The sequence below is a fragment of the Pseudomonas sp. SG20052 genome, from assembly GCF_031766055.1.
GTDB lineage: Bacteria > Pseudomonadota > Gammaproteobacteria > Pseudomonadales > Pseudomonadaceae > Aquipseudomonas > Aquipseudomonas mandelii.
This window is the reverse complement of record NZ_CP134498.1, coordinates 1,636,631-1,662,557: the sequence shown is the minus strand read 5'-3', so window position 1 is coordinate 1,662,557 and position 25,927 is coordinate 1,636,631. Positions and strand designations below refer to the sequence as shown.

General features: G+C 60.1%; 27 protein-coding genes. 14 read left to right on the top strand and 13 right to left on the bottom strand.

What is annotated here, in order from left to right; translation table 11 throughout:
- Positions 1 to 361 precede the first annotated feature (361 nt).
- The 4 genes from RHP74_RS07530 to RHP74_RS07515 all read left to right on the top strand — a co-directional run bounded on the left by RHP74_RS07530 (position 362) and on the right by RHP74_RS07515 (position 4,501).
- Positions 362 to 1,378 (top strand): tripartite tricarboxylate transporter substrate binding protein, encoded by a 1,017-nt coding sequence (locus tag RHP74_RS07530; protein ID WP_077749158.1) that lies wholly within the window; start codon positions 362 to 364, stop codon positions 1,376 to 1,378.
- 52 nt (positions 1,379 to 1,430) lie between these two features.
- Positions 1,431 to 1,964: a tripartite tricarboxylate transporter TctB family protein gene (locus RHP74_RS07525; RefSeq protein ID WP_010462091.1), complete on the top strand. Its 534-nt coding sequence runs from the start codon at positions 1,431 to 1,433 to the stop codon at positions 1,962 to 1,964.
- Entirely contained in the window at positions 1,961 to 3,490 is a 1,530-nt protein-coding gene (locus RHP74_RS07520) for a tripartite tricarboxylate transporter permease (protein WP_010462093.1), read from the top strand. Before RHP74_RS07525 ends, RHP74_RS07520 begins: the two co-directional genes overlap by 4 nt.
- 69 nt (positions 3,491 to 3,559) lie before the next feature.
- On the top strand, positions 3,560 to 4,501 hold the full coding sequence (locus tag RHP74_RS07515; RefSeq protein ID WP_311098653.1) for a LysR family transcriptional regulator: 942 nt from the start codon (positions 3,560 to 3,562) through the stop codon (positions 4,499 to 4,501).
- A 46-nt stretch (positions 4,502 to 4,547) separates the two neighbouring features.
- On the opposite strand, the gene RHP74_RS07510 is transcribed toward RHP74_RS07515, so the two are convergent.
- The 3 genes from RHP74_RS07510 to cysK form a co-directional block, all read right to left on the bottom strand.
- Positions 4,548 to 5,411: a DMT family transporter gene (locus RHP74_RS07510; RefSeq protein ID WP_010462097.1), complete on the bottom strand. Its 864-nt coding sequence runs from the start codon at positions 5,409 to 5,411 to the stop codon at positions 4,548 to 4,550.
- 449 nt (positions 5,412 to 5,860) lie between these two features.
- The gene (locus RHP74_RS07505; RefSeq protein ID WP_083374789.1) at positions 5,861 to 6,799 is read right to left on the bottom strand and encodes an aspartyl/asparaginyl beta-hydroxylase domain-containing protein; all 939 of its coding nucleotides are present in this window, start codon (positions 6,797 to 6,799) and stop codon (positions 5,861 to 5,863) included.
- Between the two features lie 215 nt (positions 6,800 to 7,014).
- Positions 7,015 to 7,989 carry a cysteine synthase A gene (cysK, locus tag RHP74_RS07500; protein WP_311098650.1) on the bottom strand — a complete coding sequence of 325 codons (975 nt, stop codon included), beginning with the start codon at positions 7,987 to 7,989 and terminating at the stop codon, positions 7,015 to 7,017.
- A gap of 127 nt (positions 7,990 to 8,116) precedes the next feature.
- Here cysK and RHP74_RS07495 point away from each other — a divergent pair, with 127 nt between their 5' ends.
- From RHP74_RS07495 to RHP74_RS07485, 3 genes are all read left to right on the top strand, one after another.
- On the top strand, positions 8,117 to 9,193 hold the full coding sequence (locus tag RHP74_RS07495; protein ID WP_010462103.1) for a DUF748 domain-containing protein: 1,077 nt from the start codon (positions 8,117 to 8,119) through the stop codon (positions 9,191 to 9,193).
- A gap of 142 nt (positions 9,194 to 9,335) precedes the next feature.
- Positions 9,336 to 10,181, top strand: a complete 846-nt coding sequence (locus RHP74_RS07490) for a MoxR family ATPase (RefSeq protein ID WP_010462104.1) — start codon at positions 9,336 to 9,338, stop codon at positions 10,179 to 10,181.
- Between the two features lie 13 nt (positions 10,182 to 10,194).
- The gene (locus RHP74_RS07485; RefSeq protein WP_077749161.1) at positions 10,195 to 11,373 is read left to right on the top strand and encodes a VWA domain-containing protein; all 1,179 of its coding nucleotides are present in this window, start codon (positions 10,195 to 10,197) and stop codon (positions 11,371 to 11,373) included.
- Between the two features lie 112 nt (positions 11,374 to 11,485).
- Here the strand turns inward: RHP74_RS07485 and RHP74_RS07480 are convergent, their stop codons facing one another.
- The 4 genes from RHP74_RS07480 to RHP74_RS07465 all read right to left on the bottom strand — a co-directional run bounded on the left by RHP74_RS07480 (position 11,486) and on the right by RHP74_RS07465 (position 15,211).
- Positions 11,486 to 12,412, bottom strand: a complete 927-nt coding sequence (locus tag RHP74_RS07480) for a biotin-dependent carboxyltransferase family protein (RefSeq protein ID WP_311098647.1) — start codon at positions 12,410 to 12,412, stop codon at positions 11,486 to 11,488.
- The gene (gene pxpB / locus RHP74_RS07475) at positions 12,409 to 13,113 is read right to left on the bottom strand and encodes a 5-oxoprolinase subunit PxpB (RefSeq protein WP_311098645.1); all 705 of its coding nucleotides are present in this window, start codon (positions 13,111 to 13,113) and stop codon (positions 12,409 to 12,411) included. The genes RHP74_RS07480 and pxpB overlap by 4 nt, the downstream gene beginning before the upstream one ends.
- On the bottom strand, positions 13,110 to 13,862 hold the full coding sequence (locus tag RHP74_RS07470; RefSeq protein WP_311098643.1) for a 5-oxoprolinase subunit PxpA: 753 nt from the start codon (positions 13,860 to 13,862) through the stop codon (positions 13,110 to 13,112). The genes pxpB and RHP74_RS07470 overlap by 4 nt, the downstream gene beginning before the upstream one ends.
- Before the next feature lie 62 nt (positions 13,863 to 13,924).
- The gene (locus tag RHP74_RS07465; RefSeq protein WP_010462114.1) at positions 13,925 to 15,211 is read right to left on the bottom strand and encodes an MFS transporter; all 1,287 of its coding nucleotides are present in this window, start codon (positions 15,209 to 15,211) and stop codon (positions 13,925 to 13,927) included.
- Positions 15,212 to 15,358: 147 nt separating this feature from the next.
- Here RHP74_RS07465 and RHP74_RS07460 point away from each other — a divergent pair, with 147 nt between their 5' ends.
- Positions 15,359 to 16,273 (top strand): LysR family transcriptional regulator, encoded by a 915-nt coding sequence (locus RHP74_RS07460; RefSeq protein WP_010462116.1) that lies wholly within the window; start codon positions 15,359 to 15,361, stop codon positions 16,271 to 16,273.
- 49 nt (positions 16,274 to 16,322) lie between these two features.
- Here RHP74_RS07460 and RHP74_RS07455 read toward each other — a convergent pair whose 3' ends face one another.
- The 3 genes from RHP74_RS07455 to RHP74_RS07445 are packed head-to-tail and all read right to left on the bottom strand — an operon-like array spanning position 16,323 to position 18,178.
- Positions 16,323 to 16,865, bottom strand: coding sequence for a DUF2937 family protein (locus RHP74_RS07455; RefSeq protein WP_010462118.1), 543 nt, complete (start codon positions 16,863 to 16,865; stop codon positions 16,323 to 16,325).
- A gap of 12 nt (positions 16,866 to 16,877) precedes the next feature.
- Positions 16,878 to 17,654, bottom strand: a complete 777-nt coding sequence (locus RHP74_RS07450; RefSeq protein ID WP_102595474.1) for a class II glutamine amidotransferase — start codon at positions 17,652 to 17,654, stop codon at positions 16,878 to 16,880.
- Between the two features lie 26 nt (positions 17,655 to 17,680).
- Positions 17,681 to 18,178 carry a hypothetical protein gene (locus RHP74_RS07445; protein ID WP_010462122.1) on the bottom strand — a complete coding sequence of 166 codons (498 nt, stop codon included), beginning with the start codon at positions 18,176 to 18,178 and terminating at the stop codon, positions 17,681 to 17,683.
- 257 nt (positions 18,179 to 18,435) lie between these two features.
- Between RHP74_RS07445 and RHP74_RS07440 the strand changes: the two genes are divergently transcribed.
- Positions 18,436 to 20,487, top strand: coding sequence for a S9 family peptidase (locus RHP74_RS07440; RefSeq protein WP_311098638.1), 2,052 nt, complete (start codon positions 18,436 to 18,438; stop codon positions 20,485 to 20,487).
- Between the two features lie 209 nt (positions 20,488 to 20,696).
- Positions 20,697 to 21,170, top strand: a complete 474-nt coding sequence (locus tag RHP74_RS07435; RefSeq protein WP_077749165.1) for a cyclic nucleotide-binding domain-containing protein — start codon at positions 20,697 to 20,699, stop codon at positions 21,168 to 21,170.
- Here RHP74_RS07435 and RHP74_RS07430 read toward each other — a convergent pair.
- Positions 21,167 to 21,457 carry a hypothetical protein gene (locus RHP74_RS07430; RefSeq protein ID WP_010462128.1) on the bottom strand — a complete coding sequence of 97 codons (291 nt, stop codon included), beginning with the start codon at positions 21,455 to 21,457 and terminating at the stop codon, positions 21,167 to 21,169. The genes RHP74_RS07435 and RHP74_RS07430 overlap by 4 nt on opposite strands.
- An 80-nt stretch (positions 21,458 to 21,537) precedes the next feature.
- Between RHP74_RS07430 and RHP74_RS07425 the strand changes: the two genes are divergently transcribed.
- The 4 genes from RHP74_RS07425 to RHP74_RS07410 all read left to right on the top strand — a co-directional run bounded on the left by RHP74_RS07425 (position 21,538) and on the right by RHP74_RS07410 (position 23,792).
- On the top strand, positions 21,538 to 22,224 hold the full coding sequence (locus tag RHP74_RS07425) for a spermidine synthase (protein ID WP_010462130.1): 687 nt from the start codon (positions 21,538 to 21,540) through the stop codon (positions 22,222 to 22,224).
- A 48-nt stretch (positions 22,225 to 22,272) separates the two neighbouring features.
- On the top strand, positions 22,273 to 22,644 hold the full coding sequence (locus RHP74_RS07420) for a YajD family HNH nuclease (protein WP_010462132.1): 372 nt from the start codon (positions 22,273 to 22,275) through the stop codon (positions 22,642 to 22,644).
- 207 nt (positions 22,645 to 22,851) lie between these two features.
- Positions 22,852 to 23,322, top strand: a complete 471-nt coding sequence (locus tag RHP74_RS07415) for an RNA methyltransferase (protein WP_010462134.1) — start codon at positions 22,852 to 22,854, stop codon at positions 23,320 to 23,322.
- 92 nt (positions 23,323 to 23,414) lie between these two features.
- Entirely contained in the window at positions 23,415 to 23,792 is a 378-nt protein-coding gene (locus tag RHP74_RS07410; RefSeq protein ID WP_154503533.1) for a DUF2892 domain-containing protein, read from the top strand.
- A 111-nt stretch (positions 23,793 to 23,903) separates the two neighbouring features.
- Here the strand turns inward: RHP74_RS07410 and RHP74_RS07405 are convergent, their stop codons facing one another.
- Together RHP74_RS07405 and RHP74_RS07400 are read right to left on the bottom strand one after the other, a co-directional pair.
- Positions 23,904 to 25,133 (bottom strand): hypothetical protein, encoded by a 1,230-nt coding sequence (locus RHP74_RS07405; RefSeq protein ID WP_311098631.1) that lies wholly within the window; start codon positions 25,131 to 25,133, stop codon positions 23,904 to 23,906.
- A 103-nt stretch (positions 25,134 to 25,236) separates the two neighbouring features.
- A complete protein-coding gene (locus RHP74_RS07400) occupies positions 25,237 to 25,686 on the bottom strand; it encodes a YcgN family cysteine cluster protein (RefSeq protein WP_010462140.1) in 450 nt (149 codons plus the stop codon).
- Between the last annotated feature and the right edge of the window lie 241 nt (positions 25,687 to 25,927).

Below are 25,927 nucleotides of genomic sequence, written 5' to 3'. Positions count from 1 at the left end.
CTTATTGTTGTGAATGCCGTGCGTGACCGGTTCGCCGCGCTGATGAGCACTATCGAAGGCTCGGTGATAACCGTCTAATCAATGATTGAGATACGGCGATAGCCTCGGGTTATGGCATACCGCGCTTTCAGGGGGCTTTCATCGCCGGCCGCCTTGACTGACTTTCCTCTCAAAACGCTCTGGCACACAGTTTCCAGCCCTCGTCACGTATTTGCCCTTGATGACCTATAACCGCAGGCTATCGGTGTATGTATTGTTTTGACTAGACGCCGAAGCGGAGGCTTCCCACACTCAGTCCAGGCTTGCAGCTTTTGAGCACCGACAAGTCATTCATAACAATTACAAAAAACGAGGCCCTTCCATGCGAAATGCATTCGTCCGTCGCACATCCCGTCTGTTTCTTGGCTGCACACTGGTCGCCGCCGGCGCCCTCCCCGCACTCGCCAACGCTGCCTGGCAGCCGGACAAGAACGTCGAAATCCTCGTTGCCGGCGGCCCCGGCGGCGGTACTGACCAGCTCGGTCGGCTGATCCAGTCGATCATCACCACGCACAAGTTCCTCGACGTGAATACCATCGTCCTCAACAAGGGCGGCGGCAACGGTGCCGAAGCGTTCCTTGACCTGAAAATGAACAAGGGCGATCCGGAAAAACTGGTGATCGGCACCAACAACATCTACCTGTTGCCGCTGGTTTCCAAGCTTGGCTATCAATGGCAGGAGCTGACTCCCGTGGCGGCCGTTGCAGAGGACGACTTTATTCTCTGGAGCTACAAGGATGCCCCCTGGAAAGACGCCAAAGGCTTCTACGAAGCGGCCAAGACTGATCCGTCGAAACTGCGCATGGGCGGCAGTCAGTCCAAGGATGTCGACCAGACCCTGACCCTGCTGCTGAACCAGACCAACAACAGCAAACTGGTGTACATCCCGTTCAAGAGCGGCAGTGAAGCCGCGACCCAACTGGCCGGCAAACACATCGCCGCCAACGTCAACAACCCCAGCGAAAGCATCAGCCAATGGCGCGGCGACCAGGTCGAACCGCTCTGTGTGTTCAGCAAGGAACGCATGAGCTACACCGAGAAAGTCGCGGGTGATAAATCCTGGGCCGACGTTCCGACCTGCCACGAACAAGGCCTGGGTATCGATCAATACCGCTTCCCGCGCACCGTGTTCATGCCCGGCGACGTCACCGCCGAACAGCGGGCGTTCTATGTCGAGCTGATGCGCAAAGTCACCGAGACTCCAGAGTTCAAGGCCTACGTGAAGCAGAACGCGCTGGTGCCGACGTTCCTCGAAGGCGAGCCGCTGACCGCCTACATTGAGAAAGACACCGCCCGCGTCACCCCGGTGTTCAAAGAAGCCGGCTGGCTGAAAAACTGAGTTGTTCACGGCCGTGCGCGTGCGCACGGCCGTCACCTCTGGAGGTGCTTTCATGTCCCATTCTTCGGATTCACCGGCGCTGGTCGGTACCCGCTGGGTCGAGCTCGGCCTGACACTCTTCACCACGCTGATCGGCGCGGTGGTGATGTTCGGCAGTCTCGAACAAGGTATCGGCTGGGGCGATTCCGGCCCCGAGCCGGGTTACTTCCCCTTCTACATCGGCCTGCTGTTGAGCGCCGCGAGCGTGGGCAACGGCGTGTTGACCGTGGTGCGCTGGCACGCCCTGAGCATTGCATTCGTCAGCCGCAGTGCATTCAAGCAAGTGCTGTCGGTGTTCATCCCGATTGCGCTGTTCGTCGGCGCCATGCCGTTCACCGGCATTTATGTGGCCTCGGCCTGCTTCATCGCCTGGTTCATGTGGCGTGACAAGGTGCGCGCCAAGCCTTACGGCAAATGGATGATCGGCACCGTGTCCCTCGGCGCGGTGCTGGCCAGCTACCTGATTTTCGCGTTGTGGTTCAAGGTCCCGCTGGATGCCGGCCCGATGGGCGACTGGATTGCACTGGCCGGGAGAAGTTTCAAATGAGCGAGTTCGATTCCCTGCTGCAAGGCATGAACCTGATCCTCACCCCGGGCCACATCGGCCTGATGGTGATCGGCGTGCTGCTGGGCATTCTGGTCGGCGTATTGCCCGGCCTCGGCGCCCCCAATGGCGTGGCGTTGTTGCTGCCGCTGACCTTCACCATGTCGCCGGTGTCGGCGATCATTTTGCTGTCGTGCATGTATTGGGGCGCGCTGTTCGGCGGTTCGATCACCTCGATTCTGTTCAACATCCCCGGTGAGCCCTCATCGGTGGCGACCACGTTCGACGGTTACCCGATGGCCCGCGAAGGTCGCGCTGCCGAAGCGTTGACGGCCGCCTTCAGTTCGGCGCTGATCGGCGCGCTGGCCGGGGTGTTGCTGCTGACCTTCCTGTCGACCAAGATTGCCGCATTCGCCATGTCTTTCAGTTCGCCGGAGTTCTTCGCGGTGTACCTGTTGGCGTTTTGCACCTTCATCGGCATGAGCAAGAATCCGCCGCTGAAAACCGTGGTGGCGATGATGATTGGTTTCGCCATGGCCGCCGTGGGCATGGACACTGTCTCCGGCAACCTGCGCCTGACCTTCGATCAGCCCGCGTTGATGACGGGCATCAGCTTCGAGGTGGCCGTGATCGGCTTGTTCGGGATCGGCGAAATTCTCTGCACCGTCGAGGAAGGCCTGGTGTTTCGCGGCGAGCATGCGCGCATCACGCCGATGGTCATCCTGCGCACCTGGGCCAAGTTGCCGCGTTACTGGTGGACGATCCTGCGCAGCACCCTGGTCGGTTGCTGGATGGGCATCACACCGGGTGGCCCGACGGCGGCCTCGTTCATGAGCTACAGTCTGGCGCGGCGCTTTTCGAAGAACCGCGAGAACTTCGGCAAGGGTGAACTCGAAGGCGTGATCGCCCCGGAAACCGCCGACCACGCCGCCGGCACCAGCGCGCTGTTGCCGATGCTGACCCTGGGCATTCCCGGATCGGCGACCGCAGCGGTCATGCTCGGCGGGTTGATGATCTGGGGCCTGCATCCTGGCCCGACGTTGTTCGTCGAGCAGCACGATTTCGTCTGGGGCCTGATCGCCAGCATGTACCTCGGGAACGTGGTCAGCCTGATCGTGGTGCTGGCCACGGTGCCGCTGTTCGCCTCGATCCTGCGCATTCCGTTCTCGATCATTGCGCCGATCATCATCATGGTCTGTGCCATCGGTGCCTACTCGGTGCACAACTCGTTCGTCGACGTGGTGTTGATGCTGGGCTTCGGCGCGCTGGGTTATCTGTTCAAGAAACTCGGTTACCCGATTGCGCCGCTGGTGTTGGCGGCGGTACTGGGCGACAAAGCGGAAGATGCGTTCCGCCAGTCGATGCTGTTCTCCGACGGCCACGTGGGGATTTTCTGGTCCAACCCGTTAGTGGGCTGCCTGACCACGGCGGCGTTGCTGATGCTGTTCTGGCCGTTGATTTCCAAGGCGTTGGGCACCCTGACGGGGCTGCGCAAACCCCAGGTCGCCAAGCCTAAATCGGTGCTGTAACACGGCAATGCTGGCAACGCCTGGCATTTGTTGTCAGGCTTGCCGCAGTCCTAATTGCGAGCACGGCCCATGACCCGAATTCCTGCTGCCAATGTGATCCACAGTCGACTGCGTCTGCGCCAACTGCGGCTGATGCTGGCGTTGCAGGAATTCGGCTCGTTGCGTCGCGCCGCCGACCACATCGGCATGACCCAGCCGGCAGCCACCAAGATGTTGCACGAAGCCGAAGACTTGCTCGGCGTCGAACTCTTCGAGCGTCTGCCCCGGGGCATGCGCTCGACCCCGTTCGGGGAAACCGTCATCTACTACGCGCGCATGGTGTTTGCTGAACTGAGCGGCATGCGTGAAGAACTGGTCGCGCTCGAATCCGGCAACCTTGGCCGGGTTGCGGTCGGTGCGATTCCGGCGCTGGCCTCGGGGCTGTTGACCCGCACCATCGCGACCTTGAAGCAAAGCCATCCACGCTTGTCGATGAGCATTCAGGTCGACACCAGCGACGTGCTGGTGCAGGCGCTGTTGCAGGACCAGCTGGATATCGTATTGGGCCGGATTCCGGCGGGCGCACGGGCCGAAGAGTTGCTGTTCGACAGCCTCGGCGAAGAAGCCTTGTGCGTCATCTCCGGCGCGCAGAACCCGTTGGCGGAAGAGAAAAACCTGAGCTGGGCCGAGTTGCAGAACATGACCTGGGTGCTGCAACAGCAACCGAGCCCGATGCGCGCGATCATCAATCAGGTATTCCACAATGCGCGGGTCGACATCCCCAGCAGCATCGTCGAAACCACCTCGATCATGACCTTGCTGTCCTTGATCCAGCAGACCGACATGCTGGGCGTCACACCGGTGTCGGTGGTGGAGGATTACCCGGGCCGTGATTTGCTGGCGGTATTGCCGATCAAGTTTGAAGCACGGCTGCCGCCGTACGGGCTGATTACCCGCCGTCACCGCATTCAATCGTCAGCGATGCAGGCGTTCATGAATTCGGTGCGGGCCGAGCACGCGCTGGCCAAATAAAAAAGGCCCGGAGCCAATGCTCCGGGCCTTTCATTTTCACGCTGCTTTACGCTGTTTTACGGAACACAAATACCAGCCCGACGATGATCAGCAGCATGCCGAGCATGCTCAATACCGCCAGCCGATTACCGAAAATCAGGTAGTCCATCACCGCCGTCACGGCCGGCACCAGGTAAAACAGACTGGTGACATTCACCAGATTGCCCCGGGCGATCAAGCGGTACAGCAGCAACGTTGCCAGCACCGACACCACCAACCCCATCCACAGCACCGGCACGATGAACCCGCTGCCGTGTTCGAAATGAAACGGCTGGAACGGCACGAAGATCCCGCAGAGCAGCAGCCCCGCGAGGTACTGCACCGGCAGTGTGCCGAGGGGATTGTCGGTGATGCGCTTCTGCATGATCGAGCCAAAGGTCATGCTCGCCAACGCCAGCAAACCAAAAAGCATCCCGGCCAAAGACATGCCGGCCAGACCGATGCCCTGGTAAACCACCATGATCAACCCGACCAGGCCCAGCGCCAGACCGAACATCCGGCTGGCCGAGCGCTGACGCTCCATGATCACCACCGTGAGAATCGGCTGCACACCCATGATGGTTGCCATAACGCCCGGTGTGACTTTGAGGTCCAGAGCCAGCAGATAAAAAATCTGATAAGCCCCCAGCAACACCACGCCCGTGGCCATCGCATACAACATCGCTTTGCCACCCTTGGGCAATTTCAGCTTGAGCAACGGCACCAGCAGCATCAATCCGCACAAAGCGATGGCAAAGCGAATCAGCAGAAAGGCAAAGGGCGATGCGTGGGCCAGGCCCCATTTGGAGAAGATCGCACCGCTGCTCCACAGCAGAACGAACAGGCTCGTGGACGCCGCCGCGAGCGCGGATTTTTTCGACAGGACAAACATGAATACCACCTGTAGTCAGGCAAGAAGCCAACTCAGCCGAAGCTGAAATTCAGTAGTTTTTTTCAGGCGGGCGCGCAGAACAGCAAAGAACGCTGATCAGCCCGAAACGCCAACGCCCGGCGGTGATACGACTGCGTACACCGGCGTGCTACTGACAGGTGGGGGGTAATGACTGATCTGCGCAGGCTGCTTATTCCCGCACGGCACGACGCCAGCGTTGACCGCTGAATCGACTACCGCATTGATGAGGGAAGCTGGCATGGGCTGATCTTTTTTGATGGGGTGGGCGGTGGGTAACAGAACCACCGAGCGCCGACTATAACCAGCGGCGGACATGGATTGCAATGACTTGGACAAAGGGCCAGTCACGACACCTCGTCGCGGGCGCGCCATTTAAATTCTGCTCATAAAAAAACCGCTCCCAAGGAGCGGTTTTCTTTTGAATCCAGTCACGCAAACAACCAATACCCCAACAACGTCAGCACCACCACCGCCAACACCGGCCGCAGCACGCGGTACGCCTTGGGATTACGACGCTTCCAGCGTTTGACCACACCACTGACCTTGTCGCTGGAATTCTTGCTCCAGGCATACGCCTGGTTAATCCCGCCGACACGTTCATCATCAAGGTTTTGAGGTGCGGTGGCGCGACCGAGCAAGCCGCTGAGCCAGCGGTTGATGAAGGTCATGACGCGGTTGCTCAGCGGTCGTTCGATGTCGCAGAACAGAATGACGCGGGTTTTCTCGGATTCGTTCTTGACCCAATGCACGTAGGTCTCATCAAACATCACATCTTCACCATCACGCCAGGCATACACCTGGCCGTCGACAAAGATACGGCAATCGTCGGAGTTCGGCGTCGACAGCCCCAGGTGATAGCGCAGAGAACCGGCAAACGGGTCGCGGTGCGGGTTGAGGTGGCTGCCACCTGGCAGCAACGCGAACATTGCACCCTTTACGTTGGGAATACTGCTCACCAGCGCCACGGTTTTCGGGCACAAGGCTTCAGCGGATGGCAGGGGTTTGTCGTACCACTTGAGGTAGAAACGTTTCCAGCCTTTCTTGAAAAACGAACCAAACCCCGCATCGTTGTGTTTTTCGGCGGCGCGGATGTAACCCTCGTCGAACAGGTGCATGGCTTCGTCGCGGATGACTTCCCAGTTGTCTTTGAGCACGTCCAGTTCCGGGAACTTGCTGCGGTCCAGATAGGGTTTGGACGGCACGCCGGAGAACAGGTACATCAAGGCGTTGTAAGGCGCAAACAAGGCCGAGTGATTGACGAATTGACGCAGAACCGGCAATCGCGCCTTGCCGCGCAAATGCACATAGAGGGTGCTGCCCAGGAATAGCAGCAACACTGACGCTTTCGCGGCAAAGGAAAAGGTCATCTACGGCTCCTTGAGGTTAGGCTCTTCGCACAACGCCATTTACCCGACGTGGCAGCCGGCCATGATAAACACTACCGGCCTCGGGAAAAACCCGCAAAACTCGACATTCAGTATTAAGGTTTGTGCAATAAAGCACTTATTAACATAAGGTTCCTGAACGGGGGCTGACCTGAATCAGCCCTCTCACCAAAAGATCAAACCATCGCAGGCAGCGCCTACTGCTGATTTTCCTGCTCGGTAAACAGGTCGCTGAACAACATGCTCGACAAGTAGCGCTCACCGGAGTCCGGCAGGATCACCACGATGGTCTTGCCCTGCATTTCCGGTGTTTCGGCCAGACGCACCGCCACCGCCATCGCGGCGCCACAGGAAATACCGCACAAAATCCCTTCTTCCTGCATCAGGCGCAGCGCCATGGCCTTCGATTCGTCATCGGTGACCAACTCAACCCGATCGACGATCGACAAGTCCAGATTCTTCGGGACAAAACCGGCACCGATCCCCTGGATCTTGTGCGGGCTCGGCTTGATCTCTTCACCGGCTATCGCCTGGGTAATCACCGGCGACACCACCGGTTCCACAGCTACCGAGATAATCGGTTTGCCCTGGGTATTCTTGATATACCGCGAAACACCGGTAATGGTTCCGCCGGTTCCAACGCCCGCGACCAGCACATCGACTGCGCCGTCAGTATCGCTCCAGATTTCCGGACCGGTGGTTTTCTCGTGAATGGCCGGGTTGGCCGGGTTGTCGAACTGCGACGGCATGAAGTATTTGGCCGGATCGCTGGCCAGGATCTCGGCAGCCTTCTCAATGGCGCCCTTCATGCCTTTGGCCGGTTCGGTCAGCACCAGTTCGGCGCCCAGTGCCTTGAGGACTTTGCGTCGCTCGATGCTCATCGACGCGGGCATGGTCAGCATCAACTTGTAACCACGGGCCGCGGCAACAAAGGCCAGGCCAATGCCGGTATTGCCCGACGTCGGTTCGACGATGGTCATGCCAGGCTTGAGTTTGCCAGAGCTTTCGGCGTCCCAGATCATGCTCGCGCCGATCCGGCACTTGACCGAGTAACCCGGGTTGCGCCCTTCGATCTTGGCCAGGATGGTCACACCGCGCGGGGCAATGCGGTTGATCTGCACCAGCGGCGTATTGCCAATGGAATGGGCGTTGTCAGCGTATATACGGCTCATGGCTGGGTCCTTGTACAGCGTTGAATAAGCCCCCAAAGGTATGCCTGTTGCCAGTGGTCGTCCAGTCAGGTCGAACGTCCGGTAAACACCGCAGTCAATGGCTTTACATCGTCAGAGATTTGCCGCCATGAAACGTCGATACCGTTGGCCCCTGTGGACCCTCGCCGGTCTCGTTGTGCTGCTGATTGCCCTGCACTTCGCCCTGCCCTACCTGGTGCGCGATTACTTGAACGAGAAACTGGCGGACATGGGCGATTACCGGGGCCAGGTCACCGACGTCGACCTCGCGCTGTGGCGCGGCGCCTACAAGATCAACGGGCTGAAAATCGTCAAGGTCGACGGCAAGGTCCCGGTGCCTTTCGTCAATGCACCGCTAATCGACCTGTCTGTCAGTTGGCACTCACTCTGGTCCGACCGCGCTGTGGTGGCCGAAGTGCAGTTCTTCAACCCTGAGGTGAACTTCGTCGACGGCGGCGCCAACAAACAAAACTCCCAGACCGGTCAAGGCACCGACTGGCGCGCACAGTTGAGCAAACTGGCGCCGTTCACCTTTAACGAAATACGCATCTACGACGGCAAGATCAACTTTCGAAACTTCAATTCCAAGCCCCCCGTCAACATGAACGCCACTCAGGTCAACGCCAGCCTCTATAACCTGACCAACGTGGTCGACACCGAAGGCAAGCGCGACGCGCGCTTTGAAGGCAAGGCCCTGTTGCTGGGCCACGCCCCACTGGAAACCACGGCCACCTTCGACCCCTTGAGCAATTTCGAAGACTTCGAATTCCGCCTGCGCGCCAAGGATATCGAGCTCAAGCGCATGAACGACTTCGCCTCGGCCTATGGCAAATTCGACTTCAACGCCGGTCACGGCGATGTAGTCATTGAAGCGCAGGCCAAAAAAGCCCAATTGACCGGCTATATCAAGCCGCTGCTCAAAGACGTGGACGTGTTCAACTGGCAGCAGGACGTGGAAAACAAGGACAAAGGGCTGTTCCGGTCCATCTGGGAGGCCATTGTCGGCGGCTCCGAAACCGTGCTGAAAAACCAGGGCAAGAACCAGTTTGCCACTCGCGTAGAACTGAGCGGCAACGTGCATCGACAAGATATCAGCGCGTTCCAGGCGTTTTTGCAGATTTTACGCAATGGTTTCGTTCAGGCATTCAATGCCCGGTATGAGCGGCCGAAACCGGATCAGGGTTAAGTCACCAAGTGACGCCCCATTCAGAGACTGAATAAGCCGTCTGCGTTCACAGTCGACCGGCCTGCGCGTTATAGTCGGGCACTACACTTATTGCGCCCCGCCCTGCCTGATTCAGGTCGGCTTACCGTTCGAGGATTAGCAGATGAAGTTCGAAGGCACCCAGGCCTACGTCGCCACCGATGACCTGAAGCTGGCGGTCAACGCCGCCATTACCCTGGAGCGTCCACTGCTGGTCAAGGGCGAGCCAGGCACCGGCAAAACCATGCTCGCCGAGCAATTGGCCGAGTCCTTCGGTGCGAAATTGATCACCTGGCACATCAAGTCCACCACCAAGGCGCATCAGGGCCTGTACGAGTACGACGCGGTCAGTCGCCTGCGTGACTCGCAACTGGGCACGGAAAAAGTCCACGACGTTCGCAACTACCTGAAAAAGGGCAAGCTCTGGGAAGCGTTCGAGTCCGAAGAGCGAGTGATTCTGCTGATCGACGAAATCGACAAGGCCGACATCGAGTTCCCGAACGACCTGTTGCAAGAACTCGACAAGATGGAGTTCTACGTTTACGAGATCGACGAGACCATCAAGGCCAAGAAACGCCCGATCATCATCATTACCTCCAACAACGAGAAAGAGCTGCCGGACGCCTTCCTGCGCCGCTGCTTCTTCCACTACATCGCGTTCCCGGATCGCGTGACGCTGCAGAAAATCGTCGACGTGCACTACCCGAACATCAAGAAAGACCTGGTCAGCGAAGCGCTGGACGTGTTCTTCGACGTGCGCAAGGTCCCGGGCCTGAAGAAGAAGCCTTCGACCTCGGAACTGGTGGACTGGCTGAAGCTGCTGATGGCCGACAACATCGGCGAAGCCGTACTGCGCGAACGCGATCCGACCAAAGCGATCCCACCCTTGGCAGGCGCCCTGGTGAAGAACGAACAGGATGTTCAATTGCTTGAGCGCCTGGCGTTCATGAGCCGTCGCGGCACCCGCTAAGAGGCTGATCGCCATGCTGCTCAACCTGTTCAATGAAATGCGCGCAGCCAAGGTGCCGGTCTCGGTGCGTGAGCTTCTGGACCTGATCAATGCGCTGAAACAACGCGTGACCTTCGCCGACATGGACGAGTTCTATTACCTGTCCCGGGCGATTCTGGTGAAGGACGAACGGCATTTCGACAAGTTCGACCGCGCGTTCGGCGCCTACTTCAATGGCCTGGAGAAACTCGACGATCACCTTCAGGCGTTGATTCCTGAAGATTGGCTGCGCAAGGAATTCGAGCGTTCCCTGACCGAAGAAGAACGGGCCGCGATCCAGTCCCTCGGCGGTCTGGACAAGCTGATCGAAGAATTCAAGAAACGCCTCGAAGAACAGAAAGAACGCCATGCCGGCGGTAACAAATGGATCGGCACCGGCGGCACCAGTCCGTTTGGCTCCGGCGGCTTCAACCCGGAAGGCATTCGCGTCGGCGATGCCGGCAAGCGCCAGGGCAAAGCGGTCAAGGTGTGGGATCAGCGCGAGTACAAGAACCTCGACGATTCGGTGGAACTGGGCACGCGCAACATCAAGGTCGCCCTGCGCCGCTTGCGCAAATTTGCCCGTCAGGGTGCGGCGGAAGAGCTGGACATCGACGGCACTATCGACCACACCGCGCGCGATGCCGGCCTGCTGAATATCCAGATGCGGCCGGAGCGGCGTAACACCGTCAAGCTGTTGCTGCTATTTGACATCGGCGGCTCGATGGACGCGCATGTGAAGATCTGCGAGGAACTGTTCTCGGCCTGCAAGACCGAGTTCAAGCACCTGGAGTACTTCTACTTCCACAACTTCATTTATGAGTCTGTGTGGAAGAACAACATGCGCCGCACCTCCGAGCGCACGTCGACCCAGGACCTGCTGCACAAGTACGGCGCCGACTACAAAGTGATCTTCATTGGTGACGCTGCGATGGCACCGTATGAAATCACCCAGGCCGGCGGCAGCGTCGAGCACTGGAACGAAGAAGCCGGTTATGTGTGGATGCAGCGGTTCATGGAGAAGTATAAGAAGGTCATCTGGATCAACCCCTATCCGAAAGATACGTGGGGGTATACGTCGTCGACCAATATTGTGCGGGACTTGATTGACGACCAGATGTACCCGTTGACGTTGCGGGGGTTGGAGGAAGGGATGCGGTTTCTTTCCAAATAGAGATTTTTGTTGTCTGTGAAAACGTCTTCGCGGGCAAGCCTCGCTCCTACAGGTTTCTGTGTTCGTGCATCGTGCACCAACCCTGTAGGAGCGAGGCTTGCCCGCGAAGCTTTTAGCGGTTTGAAAATCGCTGCAAATACTCGACCTGTTCGCGATGCGCCACCTCCTGCACCACAGGCCGCAACCGCACTTTCGCCCCCGGCAAGCACTGCGCCAGCCGCGCGAGTGCCAACGGCGTCAACGCCCCCAATCGCGGATAACCGCCAATGGTCTGCCGATCATTGAGCAACACAATCGGCTGCCCGTCCGGCGGGACCTGGACCGCGCCTAGCGGGATGCCTTCGGAAATCATCGGCTGGCCCTGATACTGCAACGGCGTTCCCAGCAAGCGAATGCCCATGCGATCGGCACGGCTGTCGAGGGTCCAGACGCTGTTGAACGCATCGAACAGGCTCTGCCCGCTGAACTCACCGATCTGCGCGCCGAGGACCACATCCAGTGGCGAATCAGCTTTGAAGTTAGGCCGGTGTTCTGCCGGTAACTCCCGCAGCAATAACAGCGCACTCCCGCGATAGCTCAACGGCGCGCCTTTGGCCAATGGCCGGCCCATACCATCCAGACCGCCGAGTTCTTCACGGACCACCGTCGCGCTGCTTCCCAACACTTTTGGCGCGTCAAACCCGCCCGGTGCCGCCAGATAGGCTCGCGCCCCGAGCAGCGGTTGAGTGAATTGCAATCGCTGGCCCTTGTTCAGCCGGAAACTGCGCCACGGCGCCAATGCCTCGCCATCCACTTGCGCGCCCAGGTCCGCCCCGGCCAGCGCCAACACGCAGTCTTCCTCGGCTACGACGCTGAAACCGGCGAGGGTGATTTCAATCACCGGCGCATCAAGGCCATTGCCCAACAACCAATTGGCCCACGACATCGAACGCCAATCCAGCCCGCCGCCCTGGGTCACACCCAGATGCCGCACGCCGAAACGACCCGCGTCCTGCAACAGGCACAGCGGCGTACTCGCCTCAATCAATAGACGGCTCATGCCTGGGCCTCCAATGGCGTGTCGTCACCGCCCAGGTTGATGAACTGCGCATGGTCGACCGCTTCAAAGCGCACGGTGTCACCCGGTTGCATCAGGCTGTAACCATCGCGTTCGCGGTCGAACAATTTGGCGGGCGTGCGGCCGATCAGGTTCCAGCCGCCGGGGGACACCACCGGGTAGGCGGCGGTTTGCCGCTCGGCGATGCCGACACTGCCGGCCGCCACCTTTTTACGCGGCGTATTCAGGCGCGGCGCGGCGAGCACTTCTTCCACCAGCCCCATGAAAGCGAACCCCGGCGCGAAACCCAGGGCGAACACTTGATACTCGCGCTCGCTGTGGCGGCGGATCACCTCGTCCACCGACAGCCCGCTGCGCTGAGACAACAAGCTCAACTCCGGACCGACGCTCAAGTCATACCAGACCGGCAGCACATGGCATTTACCGCGAGTGCTCGCGTTGGGTGACAGGTCGATCAGCGCTTGGGCGATCAAATCCCGGGCTTGAGTCGGACTCAACGCGGTCAGGTCGTAATGCACCATCAACGTCGTGTAAGACGGCACCAGATCAATCAGATGCCCGGCAAACGCAGCGCGCAGTTTTTCGCTGGCCGCCAGCATCCACGGCATGTTGGCTTCGGCAATTTCATCGAACAGACGCACCATCAGGCAATCCAGCGCCACCACCTCAACCCGCGGTTTCATGGTGCGCTCTGCTGATCAAGGGCTTCGCGAATCCGCCGCACCGCCGCCACCGAACTGGCGTTGTCACCGTGGACGCACAAGGTGTTGGCCTGCAAGTGCAAGGCGCTGCCGTCGCTGGCGGTGAGGTTGTCGCCACGGGCGATGGTCAGCGCTTGCTCGATTATTTTCTCTGGATCGTGATGCACCGCCCCCGGCAGTTGCCGCGAAACCAACATGCCGGCACTGTCGTAGGCTCGGTCGGCGAAGGCTTCGAACCACAAGGTCACGCCGTATTCATCACCCAGTTGCTGGGCGGCGCTGTTGTCGCGCGTGGCCATGAGCATCAGCGGCAAGGTCCGGTCATACGCCGCCACGGCCTGAAGCACCGCGCGCAATTGCGCCGGGTTGGCCATCATGTCGTTGTACATTGCGCCGTGGGGTTTGACGTAACTGACGCGCCCGCCTTGGGCCCGGCAGATGCCGTCGAGGGCGCCGATCTGGTAATGCAAAATGTCCTGAAGTTCCTGGGCGGTGTAGGCCATGGAGCGGCGGCCGAAACCCACCAGGTCCTGGTAGGCCGGGTGCGCGCCGATCTGCACGCCGTTACTCAGGGCCAGGCCGACGGTCTTGCGCATGATGCTCGGGTCGCCGGCATGGAAGCCGCAGGCGATGTTGGCGCAATCGATGAAGGGCATGACCTCGGCGTCCAGACCCATGGTCCAGTTGCCGAAACTCTCGCCGATGTCGCAATTCAATAGCAGGCGGCTCACGGTGAACACTCCTGTAGGCATTTTCTTTTTTTGCTGTCGGGCAGATGCCCACAGATTATCAGCTACTCGGCTTCAAGTTGTTTGCCACGGGTTTCCGGCAAGCTCAACGCAGCAAGGATCACCACACCGTAGGACACCGCCGCAAAAGCCCCGATGCCTACGCTCAATGGCACCTTCTGGCTCATCAAACCGATCAGCAACGGAAACAACGCCGCCAGGGCCCGCCCGATGTTGTAGCAAAAGCCCTGCCCCGACCCGCGAATCCGTGTCGGAAACAGCTCGGTCAAAAACGCGCCCATGCCACTGAAAATCCCCGAAGCGAAGAAGCCCAGCGGGAAGCCCAGCCACAGCATCACGCCGTTACTGACCGGCAACTGGGTGTAGAGCAACACGATGGTGAACGAGCCGACGGCGAACAGGATGAAGTTTCGTTTGCGGCCGAGGATGTCCGTCAAATAGGCACTGATGACGTAGCCGACGTAGGAACCGACGATCACCATCGCCAGATAACCGCCCGTGCCGAGTACGCTTAAACCGCGTTCGTTTTTCAGAAACGTCGGCAGCCAGGACGTGATCGCGTAGTAACCGCCCAGTGCGCCCGTGGTCAGCACCGAAGCGCGAATCGTGGTGAAGAGGATACCGGGGGCGAAGATCTCGTAGAACTTCGCGGCGTTGCCCGGCTCCTGCTTGGCCTTGGCTTCGCGGTAGATTTCCGGGTCCTTGACCAGTCGACGGACGAAGATCACGAAAATCGCCGGCACGATGCCGAGGATGAACAGCGCACGCCAGGCATCTTCCGGCGGCAATACCGAGAACAGCAGCGCATAGAGAATCGCCGTCAGCCCCCAACCCAGCGCCCAGCCCGATTGCACCATGCCCACGGCCTTGCCGCGGTCCTTGGCGCGAATCACCTCGCCCATCAGCACTGCGCCGGCGGTCCACTCACCGCCAAAACCGAAGCCCATCAAGGTACGGCTGATCAACAGTTGCTCGTAGTTTTGCGCGAAGCCGCAGAGGAAGGTGAAGAAGGCGAACCACAGCACCGTCAGTTGCAAGGTGCGCACACGGCCGATGCGGTCCGACAGAATCCCCGCCACCCAACCACCGATGGCCGACGCAATGAGCGTGCTGGTATGGATCAGCCCGGCCTCGCCAGTCGTGATGCCCCACATGGCAATCAGGGTCGGCACCACGAAGCTGAGCATCTGGGTGTCCATGCCGTCCAGGCCATAGCCGATCTTGCAGCTCCAGAAGGTGCGGCGTTCCTGCTGATTGATGTTGCGGTACCAGTCGAAAGGTCCCGGCCGAGACGTGGCTTTGGGGATGTCGAGCGTGTCGGGCGCACTCATGGCAACTCTCCGTGCAAATTTTATTGGTATTGTTCTGAGCCCCGACGACGCCTATCGTGGGAACCGGATGGCCTGATTTTTGGTTGTCCGGCCCTGCTGCGTCCAACTAATAAAAACCCGCCCTAGGCATAAGAAAAACTTAACGCCATGAACCTGAAATTTCTCGAGACCTTTGTCTGGGTCGCCCGACTCAAGAGTTTCCGCCTGACGGCTGACAAGCTCTTCACCACCCAGGCATCGATTTCCAGCCGCATCGCGGTGCTCGAAGGCGAGCTCGGGGTGAAGTTGTTTCTGCGCGACTCGCGGGGGGTGAGCCTGACGCCCGAAGGCTTGAAAGTGCTCGAGTACGCCGAGCAGATGATGGACACCATGCAAGCCCTCAAGCAGTCGATCGAGACGCGCTCAAGCAAGGTCGGGCGCGTGCGGATCGGCGTGATGGACACGGTGATTCACACGTGGCTGAGCCCGTTGGTGGCACAGATGATGGATCACTATCCGCGGGTGGAAATCGAGCTGGTGGCCGATACGGCGCTCAACCTCTGCGATCAGCTGCAAAAAGGCTTTCTCGATCTGATCCTGCAAACCGATCTGGTGCGTCAGGAAAGCGTGCGCAGCCTTGAACTGGCGAGCCATCCGATGGGCTGGATTGTCGCCAGCAATTCGATCTACAACCGTGGGTACACCGGCATTGCCGATCTGGCGCGCGAGCGGATCATTACCTACTCGAAAAACTCACATCCGCATCAGGACATTCTGAGCCTGATGCAGGCGAACGGGGTCATGACGCCGCGGCTGAACTGCGTGAACTCGGTGTCGGCGATCACCCGATTGCTGCGCGACGGATTTGGCATTGGTGCGTTGCCGCCGGTTCTGGTAGCCGAGGAACTGGCGCGGGGGGAATTGACCTTGCTGGCCATCGATCAACAGCTGCCTAATTTGCAGGTCGTGGTGTCGTGGCGGGTGGGTGTGGAGTGGGTCGAGGAGATTGTTGCGTTGTGTCAGCAGGTGCTGGAGGGGTATGCGCGCAAGGTGGGTGAAGACTACATCGTCCTCGCACGCTGATCGGCGCTGATGATGATCGCTCCCACGCTCTGCGTGGGAAGGATCAGTGTTACAGGCCGCGCACATCCCGATCTTCGATCGGCCGGCTCTGGCGCAAGCGTTTGCCGCCCAGCACTACCCAGTCGATCAGACGGAACAGGCATTCGATGCCGAAGGACAGCAGCAAAGCGCCACTCATGCCCCAGATCATCGCTTCCGGTGTCAGCAGGATCTGGTAGCTGTAGCCATTCCAGGTTTCCTTGCGAATATCCGGATCGGCCGCCAATGCGACCTGCAAGACACGGATGTACCACGGGCCCTGCATGGCGTGGAACTGTTTATCAAGCGCCACCTGACGGCTGAGCAAGGTGCTCAGGCTCTCGGCGTCGCTGCGGAAAATCGGGTCCTCACTGGCGCGGTAATGGGCGACCAGCGCCTGCATATCGCCCTTGAAGAACTGATTGGCGGTGCCCTGGAAACCGCTCAGGCTGGTTTGCGCCTCAATCAGATGCGCTTCGACCCGTTTCGCGTAATCGCTGATGAACCCGGGCACCTGGACACCGATCAACAGGCCCGCCGCAAACAACACCAGCCGTAGATAACTGAGCAACATCGGGTGAGATCCTTATTCGGTCTTGCCCTGGCTGACGCATTCGCCGCGTCGCCAGAGGCTCCATTGGCCCGGTTCGTAGCGGGTCCAGGTTTCGTTTTCGGTCAGGGGTTCGGTGGCGATCACCGTGACCACATCGTTAGGCGTGGTTTCGGCCTGGAAGTCGACGATCACATCGACATCCTTCAACCGCGCCGGGCCGAATGGCGCGCGACGGGTGATCTGGACCAATTTGGTCGAGCAATAGCAGAACAGCCAGTCGCCGTCGCTCAACAGGCAGTTGAACACGCCTTTGCTGCGGTATTCGGCGCAAGCGGCGACCAGGTCCGGCAGCAGCGCTTCGATCTCGACCGGTTCTGGAAACGCTGCGCGCACACGGTTGAGCAGGTCACAGAACGCCGCTTCGCTGTCGGTGTCACCGACGGGGCGATAAAAGCTTTTGATCGGTTGAAAATCCGCCAGCTGACCGTTATGGGCGAAACACCAGTTGCGGCCCCACAGCTCACGCACGAAAGGGTGCGTGTTGGACAGGCAGACCTTGCCCACGTTGGCCTGACGGATATGCCCGATCACCACTTCGCTTTTGATCGGATAGCGCTGCACCAGGTTCGCCACTTCTGACTCGCTGCTGGCCGCCGGGTCCTGAAACAACCGCAGACCGCGCCCCTCATAGAAAGCGATGCCCCAACCGTCACGGTGCGGACCGGTGCGGCCGCCGCGCTGCATCAGCCCGGTGAAGCTGAACACGATATCGGTCGGCACATTGGCGCTCATGCCCAATAACTCACACATGCTCGGACTCTCGCTTCAAGGCCGGATTACAAACGCGGTTCGACCCGCAATCGCTGAGGGTTGCTCGGCACTGGCGGACGACCGTAACGATCATCGCCGGCACCGCCGAACGGATGATCGTCGTCAGGATCGTCGGCCCGGGCGGCGGCCTTGGCGGCGGCGGCCTGTTCCTTGCGAGCGTTGGAAGCCCGTTCAATAGGGAACCGGATCGCCACGAACACCAGATAAATGCCAAAGGCGATCATGCCGTACATGAACAGGTCGGAAACCGCCCGCCAGGCGTTGTTGCCCACCTTGAACAGCAGATCGAGCGCAGTGATGGCGATGGCCGGGGCCACTTTTTCCTTCACCGGGTCGATGATGGTCGGGCTGAATAGCAGTACGGCGACCAGCAGCCGCAGCGGTTCACGCAGCCAACGCCACATCCAGCGGGTGATGCGCATCCACACCAACAGGCAGCCTAAAGCGGCAAAGGCGTAGAGGCCCCAAGCGATCAGATAGTCGTTCTCGGTCATGGTGTCCATGGCAAGGCAGGCAAAGAGGCGCTTATAGTAACGACTTTTCGCCAGTCAGGCGTAATCCATGTGGGAGCGAACTGTGGCGAGGGAGCTTGCTCCCGTTCGGCTGCGAAGCAGTCGCAGCGCTTTTGGGGTCGCTTCGCAACCCAGCGGGAGCAAGCTCCCTGGCCACACAGGCTCACTCCTACAGGGTCTGCACAGGCATCAATATTTGCATTGCGCCTGCAAAACCCTATTTTTCGTACAACGTCCGAGAGTCCTTCATGCCCTTATCCGCCAACGTCACCAGCGCCCCGATTGCCCACAAGGCCGACGGCCCTGACCCGTATGCCTGGCTGCAGGAGCGCGACACCGACGCGGTGCTCGACTACCTCAAGGCTGAAAACAGCTACCAAGAGGCGCAGACCGCCGATCAGGCCAGGCTGCGCGAAACCCTGTTCGAGGAGATCAAGGGCCGGATTCTCGAAACCGACCTGTCGCTGCCCTCCCCTTGGGGCCCGTACCTGTATTACACGCGCACCACCGCCGGTGACGAATACGCCCGCCACTACCGCTGCCCACGCCCGGCTGATGACAGCTTGCAACTCGACGAAAGCCAGGAACAGCTGCTGGACCCGAACGAACTGGCCAATGGCGGCTTCTTTTCCCTCGGCGCCTTCAGCGTCAGCCCGGATCACCAGCGCCTGGCCTACAGCATCGATTCCACGGGCGATGAGATCTACACGCTGTTCGTGAAGGAATTGTCCAACGACCGTGTCAGTGAACTTGAGTTTCAGGATTGCGACGGCAGCATGACCTGGGCCAATGACAGCCTGACGCTGTTTTTCGGCGAGCTGGACGACACCCACCGTCCGCACAAACTGCTGCGCTATCGACTGGACGGCACGGCGGCCGAGGAAGTGTTCAACGAGCCGGACGGCCGCTTCTTCCTGCATTGCTATCGCTCCAGTTCCGAACAGCAATTGCTGCTGTCGCTGGGCAGCAAGACCACCAGCGAAGTCTGGGCCCTCGACGCCTCGCAACCGCAGCAGGCCTTCACTTGCCTGGCGCCACGGGTTGAAGACCATGAATACGACGTCGACCACGGCACGCTGAACGGCGAGTGGGCCTGGTTCATCCGCACCAATCGCGACGGCATCAACTTTGCTCTGTACACCGCCGTGGATACCGGTGTTGCGCCCACCGAGGCCGACTGGCAGAACCTGATCCCCCACAGCGACAGCACGATGATCGAGGGCATGAGCCTGAACGTCGGCGCGATGACGTTGAGCCTGCGGGTCGGTGGCTTGCCGGTGATTGAAGTCCATCCGCAGGATTTGCCGAGCTACCGTGTGCAACTGCCAGATGCGGCGTACAGCCTACATGTGCAGAACAGCCTGGAGTTTGTCAGCGAGCGGATCCGCCTGCGTTACGAAGCCCTGAACCGTCCGGCGCAAATACGCCAGCTGGAGCTGGACAGTGGCGAGCAGAAAGTACTCAAGGAAACCCCGGTGCTCGGCCCGTTCGACGCCGACGCCTACGTCAGCCTGCGCCTGTGGGCGACGGCACCCGATGGCACGCAAGTGCCGATCAGCCTGGTGGTCAAGCGCGAAGCCCTCGGTCAGCCAACGCCCCTGTATCTCTACGGCTACGGCGCTTACGGCGAAAGCCTTGACCCGTGGTTCTCTCATGCCCGCTTGAGCTTGCTGGATCGCGGCGTGGCGTTTGCGATTGCCCACGTACGGGGCGGCGGTGAACTGGGCGAGGCCTGGTATCGCGCCGGCAAGCAGGAACACAAGCACAACACCTTCAGCGACTTTATCGCCTGTGCCGAGCACCTGATCGACAACGGCTTCACCACCTCAGCACAATTGGCGATCAGCGGCGGCAGTGCCGGCGGTTTGCTGATCGGCGCGGTGCTCAATCAGCGACCCGAGCTGTTTGGCGCGGCCATTGCCGAAGTGCCGTTCGTCGACGTGCTCAACACCATGCTCGACCCGGACCTGCCGTTGACCGTCACCGAATACGACGAGTGGGGCAATCCTGAAGAACCGGACGTTTATGATCGGATCAAGGCCTACGCCCCTTACGAAAACGTCACCGCGCAAGCCTATCCGGCGACCCTGGTGATCGCCGGCTACAACGACAGCCGCGTGCAGTACTGGGAAGCGGCGAAGTGGGTGGCGAAATTGCGCGCGACCAAAACCGACACCAATCCCCTGTTGCTCAAGACAGAACTGGGCGCCGGGCATGGCGGGATGAGCGGTCGTTACCAGGGATTGCGTGACGTAGCACTCGAATACGCATTTGTTTTCAAGGTTTTGGGGATTGCCTGAGGAACTTGGCCCGGTGTTTCGGTCTTAAGACCAGACACCGGGCCCAATACAACACAACTCCCTTGTGGGAGCGAGCCTGCTCGCGATAGCGGACTTTCAGTCAATAATTGCGTGACTGACACACTGCAATCGCGAGCAGGCTCGCTCCCACAGGGATTGGGGATATCCCGAACAACCGGAACCAGACACAAGAAAAAGACCGTGCCGACATGTCAGAACCGACCTTACTGAACAACGAAATCCGCGACTGGCTGATGGACTGCGGCCTGTTCGATCAATTGCTGCCGGCAGACTTCGCCGCGGCCTCCGGCTACTTCAGCATCAGCACCATCGCCGAAGGCGAAGAGATTTTCCATGAGGGTGATGCCGGCAGTTTCATGTGCATCATCCATACCGGCCAGGTGTCGGTGCAGAAGACCAACGGCGACGGGCAGCTGGTGACCATGGCCACCCTGCGCAGCGGTCGCTCGTTCGGCGAAATGGCGGTGCTTGATGGCGAGCGCCGCTCGGCCAGTTGCGTGGCCGCCAGCAACTGCCAACTGCTGAACCTGGGTAAGGACTCTCTGGAAAAAATGATCAACGAGGCGCCGAAAATCGCCGCCAAGATCATCCGCGCCCTCGCCGTCGCCCTTTCCAAACGCTTGCGCATGGCCGACGGGCAACTGCTCTCGCAGCAGGTTTAACCGCCTGGGGTTTTGGTTTTCGTGCTGTTCGGCTCAATCCCCGGCACCGGTTGATCCTTGGTCGGCGGACTGGGCATCTCGATAGGCACCAGTGGCGGGCCGCCGCTGCCCGGCCCGGCCTTGGGCAAGGTGGTCGGGGTGATGGGCGGATACGGCGTCGGGGTCGCCGTGCCGGGCGAACCGGGCATCGGCGCAGGGCTTGCTGGAATGGTTTGCAACTGCTGGGCCTGCACTGCACTTATCGAGAGCGCGGCCAAGGCAATGACCGTTAGAATGGTGCGCTTCATCAATGGCTCCGTTGGCCTTGTTGTCATTGGCAGGCTACTCCCAACTGCCTCTGTTTGCCTTCCCCCAATTTGAGATTTCCATGAAACGTTTCGTTCTGCTCGACACCGCCCCTATCCCTGAAAACGGCGGCGCCTTGTGCCTGTTCGAGTATGGCGAGGATTTCGTCATCAAGATCCAGGGCGGCGACGGCGGGCAATTGATGAACACCCGCATGCACGGCTCAGAAGATGCCCTGGCCGAGATCCCGTGTCGCAAAGTGGCCGGCCGGCCGAACTCGCGAGTGCTGATCGGCGGCCTCGGCATGGGTTTTACCCTCGCTTCGGCCCTCAAGCATTTGGGCAAGACCGCTGAAGTGGTGGTCGCCGAGCTGGTGCCTGGCGTGGTGGAATGGAATCGCGGGCCGCTGGGCGAGAAAGCCGGCAATCCGCTGCTCGACCCGCGCACCGTGATTCGCCTGGAAGACGTGGCCAAAGTCCTGCAAGCCGAGCCGCAAGGTTTCGATGCGATCATGCTCGACGTCGACAACGGCCCCGAAGGCCTGACCCAACGGGCCAACAGCTGGCTTTACTCCGCCGGTGGCCTGAGCGCCTGCGCCAAGGCCCTGCGGCCCAAAGGCGTGCTGGCAGTGTGGTCGGCCAGCGCCGACAAGCAGTTTTCCGACAAGCTGAAGAAGGCCGGTTTCAAGGCCGAAGAAGTCCAGGTCTTCGCCCACGGCAACAAAGGCACCCGCCACACCATCTGGATTGCCGAGAAGCTCAAGGGCTGAGCTAAACTCACGTCATAACCGTCATTAGTCTTTTACAAAGGTGAACCCATGAGTTCGTCAACGCCGACCAATACCTCGAAGCTGGATCGCATCCTCGCCGACAACCAGCGCGACAAGGAAATGGGTTACCGCGACAAGGCCCTGAAGATGTACCCGCACGTGTGCGGCCGCTGCGCCCGCGAGTTCTCCGGCAAGCGCCTGAGCGAGCTGACCGTGCACCACCGCGACCACAACCACGACAACAACCCGCAGGACGGCTCGAACTGGGAATTGTTGTGCCTGTATTGCCACGACAACGAACACTCGCGGTATACCGACCAGCAGTATTTTCACGAAGGCTCGCTGAGCACGCCAAAAATCGCCAAGGCGACGCATAACCCGTTTGCGGCGTTGGCCGGTCTGATGAAAAAAGACGACTGAAGACTTTCATTGGCTGGACTGGCCTCTTCGCGGGCAAGCTTCGCTCCTACGGATATATGTCGTTCACCCAATTGTGATCGACTCTGTCCCTGTAGGAGCGAGGCTTGCCCGCGAAGACAATCTCCCGGTCACCACCAATCTCCAAACCGGACACCCCTCCCCCAATCCCCGTATAATCGCCGTTTTTTCCCCGAAGGCACCCCGCTCGTGGCAGACAAACGGTACAGCTGCATTGGTTTGTATAACCCCAAATCACCGGAAAACGTCGGCTCGGTCATGCGCGCCGCCGGCTGCTATGGTGTGGCGTCCGTGTTCTACACCGGCAAGCGTTATGAACGCGCCGCCGACTTCGTCACCGACACCAAGCGCGTCCACTACGACATCCCGCTGATCGGCATCGACGATTTGAAAAAAATCCTGCCCTTGGGCTGTGTGCCCGTCGCCGTGGAGCTGGTCGAAGGCGCCCGCTCGCTGCCGGAATACACCCACCCTGACCGCGCCCTGTACATCTTCGGCCCGGAAGACGGTTCGCTGGATAAAGAGATTCGCGACTGGTGCGAAGACGTGGTCTACATCCCGACCACTGGCTGCATGAACCTGGCCGCCACCGTCAACGTCGTGCTCTACGACCGCATGGCCAAGGGTCTCAACACCCGCTCCGGGGCAAAATTCCGCTGAATCACCGCACATTCGATGGAACAAGCCGACCGCCCCGGCAGTCAGCTTATCTATCTATTGTTGAAGCAGCCTTGCCTGCCAGGAGACAGATCATGAGCGAACTCAAGCGCGTAGAACGCATCGAATCCACCCCGTTCCAGACTCATTCCGAGCAGAACGTTCACGGCTGGGAACGTGTCGGCTCCCTGGCCGGCGGCGTGCTGATGATGGGCAAGGGCCTGCGTCGCGGCGGGTTTTTCGGGTTGATCCAGGTGGCCATCGGCGGCGTCGCCCTGGCTCGCGGGATTACCGGGCATAGCTCGGCGAAAAGCCTGCTGGAGAAAAGCCGTCAGGACATGAACAACGTTCGGGCGAAGATCGAGCGGGCCGGGGAAGAGTTGGGCAAGTTGAAGGCGAATGCCGAGGCGGCGACCCATACCGCTACGGTGACAGGCAACGATTCGTTGAAGTCGCCGAAGACCGGGGTTTGATCCGGGATTTTTGCTGAGGCTGACGGCCTCTTCGCGGGCAAGCCTCGCTCCTACAGAATTGGTGTGATCACATGAACCCTGTAGGAGCGAGGCTTGCCCGCGAAGACGGTTTTACTGAAGCAACTCGGTATCAAGGACCTTGGAAGACTCGCCAATCACGCTTTCCGCGAGCTGAACAAACTCTTTGGTATCCACACTCCCCAGATGCATCGCCCCGCGCAACACATCATCAAGCGAGCGCTTGTTGCGCGTTTTCAAACGAATCTCGCGATCCAGTTCCTGTAGCAACAACACCGCTTTGGAGACCTGCGCCGGGTTCGCCTGTTCGCCACGCAACGTGGTGACTTTCTGGCTGTCCTTGACCAGCCTGCGGTGCAAACTCTCAAACCGCTCATCACTCATGCCACCCGCACGGCGCACCAGTTCGATGGCGTAATACTCGGCAAACCCTTCACTGATCCACTCACTGCGCTGTTTGTCGTTGATCCGCCCGAAAACCTGCGCCAATTCACGCACCACCGCGCTGGTCCCGCTTTCACTGACCAACGGCAGGCGTGTGTTGAGATAGATCGATTCACGCGCGGCCAGGCTGCCGCGCCACATCGGGTCGTTGGCGCCGACGATCAGCAGTTTGACGGGATGACGGGGAAACACGGCTTGAACCTGCGGCCAGACAAAGGTCAGCAGCGTCAGCACGTCCATGCGGCGCATGCCCTGGCCTTGGGGCGAGGCGACGGTGACTTCGGTTTCCCCAAGCCTGGTGCGACGGCTGCCGAGGTGGCCGGCGAGCATCCAGCCCGTGGGCCGGTCGAATAGTCGAGAGACGTTATCGATGCGGAATTTGTTCTTGCCGATGCGCGGCCAGGCGGTCTCGACGCTTTTCCAGCCACTGGGCAGTTCGAATTCAAGGCGTGAAATCAGCTCGATGCCGTCCTGCTGATCGAGTCTGGCCGGCGGCACCAGGTCGTCGCCGCGCATCAGTGCCCAGGTTGGCGTCATGCGCGTATCGAAGCTGCCGCTCTTGCGTCCATGGCTGATGCGCACGCGGTAAGTCAGGCTGGCCTTGTCAGTGGCCGGACGCCAAACGCCGCGCGTCTGCTTGCCCGTCGTGAGTTGCCATTGGCCGTCGGCCTTGAAGTCGCTGTAGTGGCTACCATCGCCCAGATCGAAATCCAGACTGCGCACCGCCGAGCCCTGGGCCAGCGTCAGCCGCACTTCGGCCTGATCGCTGTGCGGCAACAGGCGCACGTGATAATCCAGATCGACTTTTTTCGCCGCCCACACGGACGAACTCAGGGCCAGTAGCCCGAAGGCCAGCGCCCGCCGCAATCGCACAGCCATACACACTCCTGTTGTGGCGAGCGAGCTTGCTCGCGCCGGGCTGCGAAGCGGCCCCTTTTTTTGTCGTTACTGCCTGTTGGTGGCCACACATGCAGTGAGGCATTCAGCCCGCGCGAAAGATCAGATGGTCTTCCCAGTCATCCTCGGACACGCTGCCTTCGGCGAGCATGCGCCCGGACTGGGAAATGCGTTCATGGTGCACCGCATCGCGATCACCGCACACCAGGTGATGCCACAGGGGCAAGTCCTTGCCTTCACTGACCAATCGATAGCCGCAGGTCGGCGGCAACCAGCGGAATTCTTCGGCCTTGCCCGGCGTGAGCTGGATGCAGTCCGGCACAAAATCACGACGGTTCGGGTAGTCGGTGCACTGGCAGGTTTTCAGGTCCAGCAGTTTGCAGGCGATGCGCGTGTAATAGACCGAGTTGTCCTCTTCATCTTCGAGCTTTTGCAGGCAGCACAGACCGCACCCGTCACACAGCGATTCCCACTCCTGCGGATCAAGTTGATCGAGGGTTTTGCGTATCCAGAACGGTTCGACTTTGGCGGCCATGGTTCGAGCATCAACATCAGGTGGTGAAAAGGCCGCCAGTCTAGTGCCAAGGCCCTTGCGGGCCAAGCATTGGCGACTGCCGGTAGATCGGGCTTGTCAGTTTTTGCGCCGCCACGTAGTTTTGCCAATCGCAAGGAGCCATGCCCAAATGCCATTAACGCTCAACCGCGTTGCATTCAGGTGAACTGCGCCTGCGGGTTCTAGACGCCCCTCACTTTCAAACGAAGCAAGGAATCTCTTG

Coding starts and splice junctions, on each gene's coding strand:
- RHP74_RS07530 (WP_077749158.1), top strand. CDS start 362: ATGCGAAATGCATTCGTCCGTCGCACATCCCGTCTGTTTCTTGGCTGC.
- RHP74_RS07455 (WP_010462118.1), bottom strand. CDS start 16,865: ATGTTGCTCAGTTATCTACGGCTGGTGTTGTTTGCGGCGGGCCTGTTG.
- RHP74_RS07445 (WP_010462122.1), bottom strand. CDS start 18,178: ATGGACACCATGACCGAGAACGACTATCTGATCGCTTGGGGCCTCTAC.
- RHP74_RS07480 (WP_311098647.1), bottom strand. CDS start 12,412: ATGAGCCGTCTATTGATTGAGGCGAGTACGCCGCTGTGCCTGTTGCAG.
- RHP74_RS07410 (WP_154503533.1), top strand. CDS start 23,415: ATGAGCGAACTCAAGCGCGTAGAACGCATCGAATCCACCCCGTTCCAG.
- RHP74_RS07465 (WP_010462114.1), bottom strand. CDS start 15,211: ATGAGTGCGCCCGACACGCTCGACATCCCCAAAGCCACGTCTCGGCCG.
- RHP74_RS07520 (WP_010462093.1), top strand. CDS start 1,961: ATGAGCGAGTTCGATTCCCTGCTGCAAGGCATGAACCTGATCCTCACC.
- RHP74_RS07495 (WP_010462103.1), top strand. CDS start 8,117: ATGAAACGTCGATACCGTTGGCCCCTGTGGACCCTCGCCGGTCTCGTT.
- RHP74_RS07515 (WP_311098653.1), top strand. CDS start 3,560: ATGACCCGAATTCCTGCTGCCAATGTGATCCACAGTCGACTGCGTCTG.
- RHP74_RS07430 (WP_010462128.1), bottom strand. CDS start 21,457: ATGAAGCGCACCATTCTAACGGTCATTGCCTTGGCCGCGCTCTCGATA.
- RHP74_RS07405 (WP_311098631.1), bottom strand. CDS start 25,133: ATGGCTGTGCGATTGCGGCGGGCGCTGGCCTTCGGGCTACTGGCCCTG.
- RHP74_RS07440 (WP_311098638.1), top strand. CDS start 18,436: ATGCCCTTATCCGCCAACGTCACCAGCGCCCCGATTGCCCACAAGGCC.
- RHP74_RS07510 (WP_010462097.1), bottom strand. CDS start 5,411: ATGTTTGTCCTGTCGAAAAAATCCGCGCTCGCGGCGGCGTCCACGAGC.
- RHP74_RS07435 (WP_077749165.1), top strand. CDS start 20,697: ATGTCAGAACCGACCTTACTGAACAACGAAATCCGCGACTGGCTGATG.
- RHP74_RS07460 (WP_010462116.1), top strand. CDS start 15,359: ATGAACCTGAAATTTCTCGAGACCTTTGTCTGGGTCGCCCGACTCAAG.
- RHP74_RS07420 (WP_010462132.1), top strand. CDS start 22,273: ATGAGTTCGTCAACGCCGACCAATACCTCGAAGCTGGATCGCATCCTC.
- RHP74_RS07450 (WP_102595474.1), bottom strand. CDS start 17,654: ATGTGTGAGTTATTGGGCATGAGCGCCAATGTGCCGACCGATATCGTG.
- RHP74_RS07505 (WP_083374789.1), bottom strand. CDS start 6,799: ATGACCTTTTCCTTTGCCGCGAAAGCGTCAGTGTTGCTGCTATTCCTG.
- RHP74_RS07485 (WP_077749161.1), top strand. CDS start 10,195: ATGCTGCTCAACCTGTTCAATGAAATGCGCGCAGCCAAGGTGCCGGTC.
- RHP74_RS07490 (WP_010462104.1), top strand. CDS start 9,336: ATGAAGTTCGAAGGCACCCAGGCCTACGTCGCCACCGATGACCTGAAG.
- RHP74_RS07525 (WP_010462091.1), top strand. CDS start 1,431: ATGTCCCATTCTTCGGATTCACCGGCGCTGGTCGGTACCCGCTGGGTC.
- RHP74_RS07425 (WP_010462130.1), top strand. CDS start 21,538: ATGAAACGTTTCGTTCTGCTCGACACCGCCCCTATCCCTGAAAACGGC.
- pxpB (WP_311098645.1), bottom strand. CDS start 13,113: ATGAAACCGCGGGTTGAGGTGGTGGCGCTGGATTGCCTGATGGTGCGT.
- RHP74_RS07400 (WP_010462140.1), bottom strand. CDS start 25,686: ATGGCCGCCAAAGTCGAACCGTTCTGGATACGCAAAACCCTCGATCAA.
- cysK (WP_311098650.1), bottom strand. CDS start 7,989: ATGAGCCGTATATACGCTGACAACGCCCATTCCATTGGCAATACGCCG.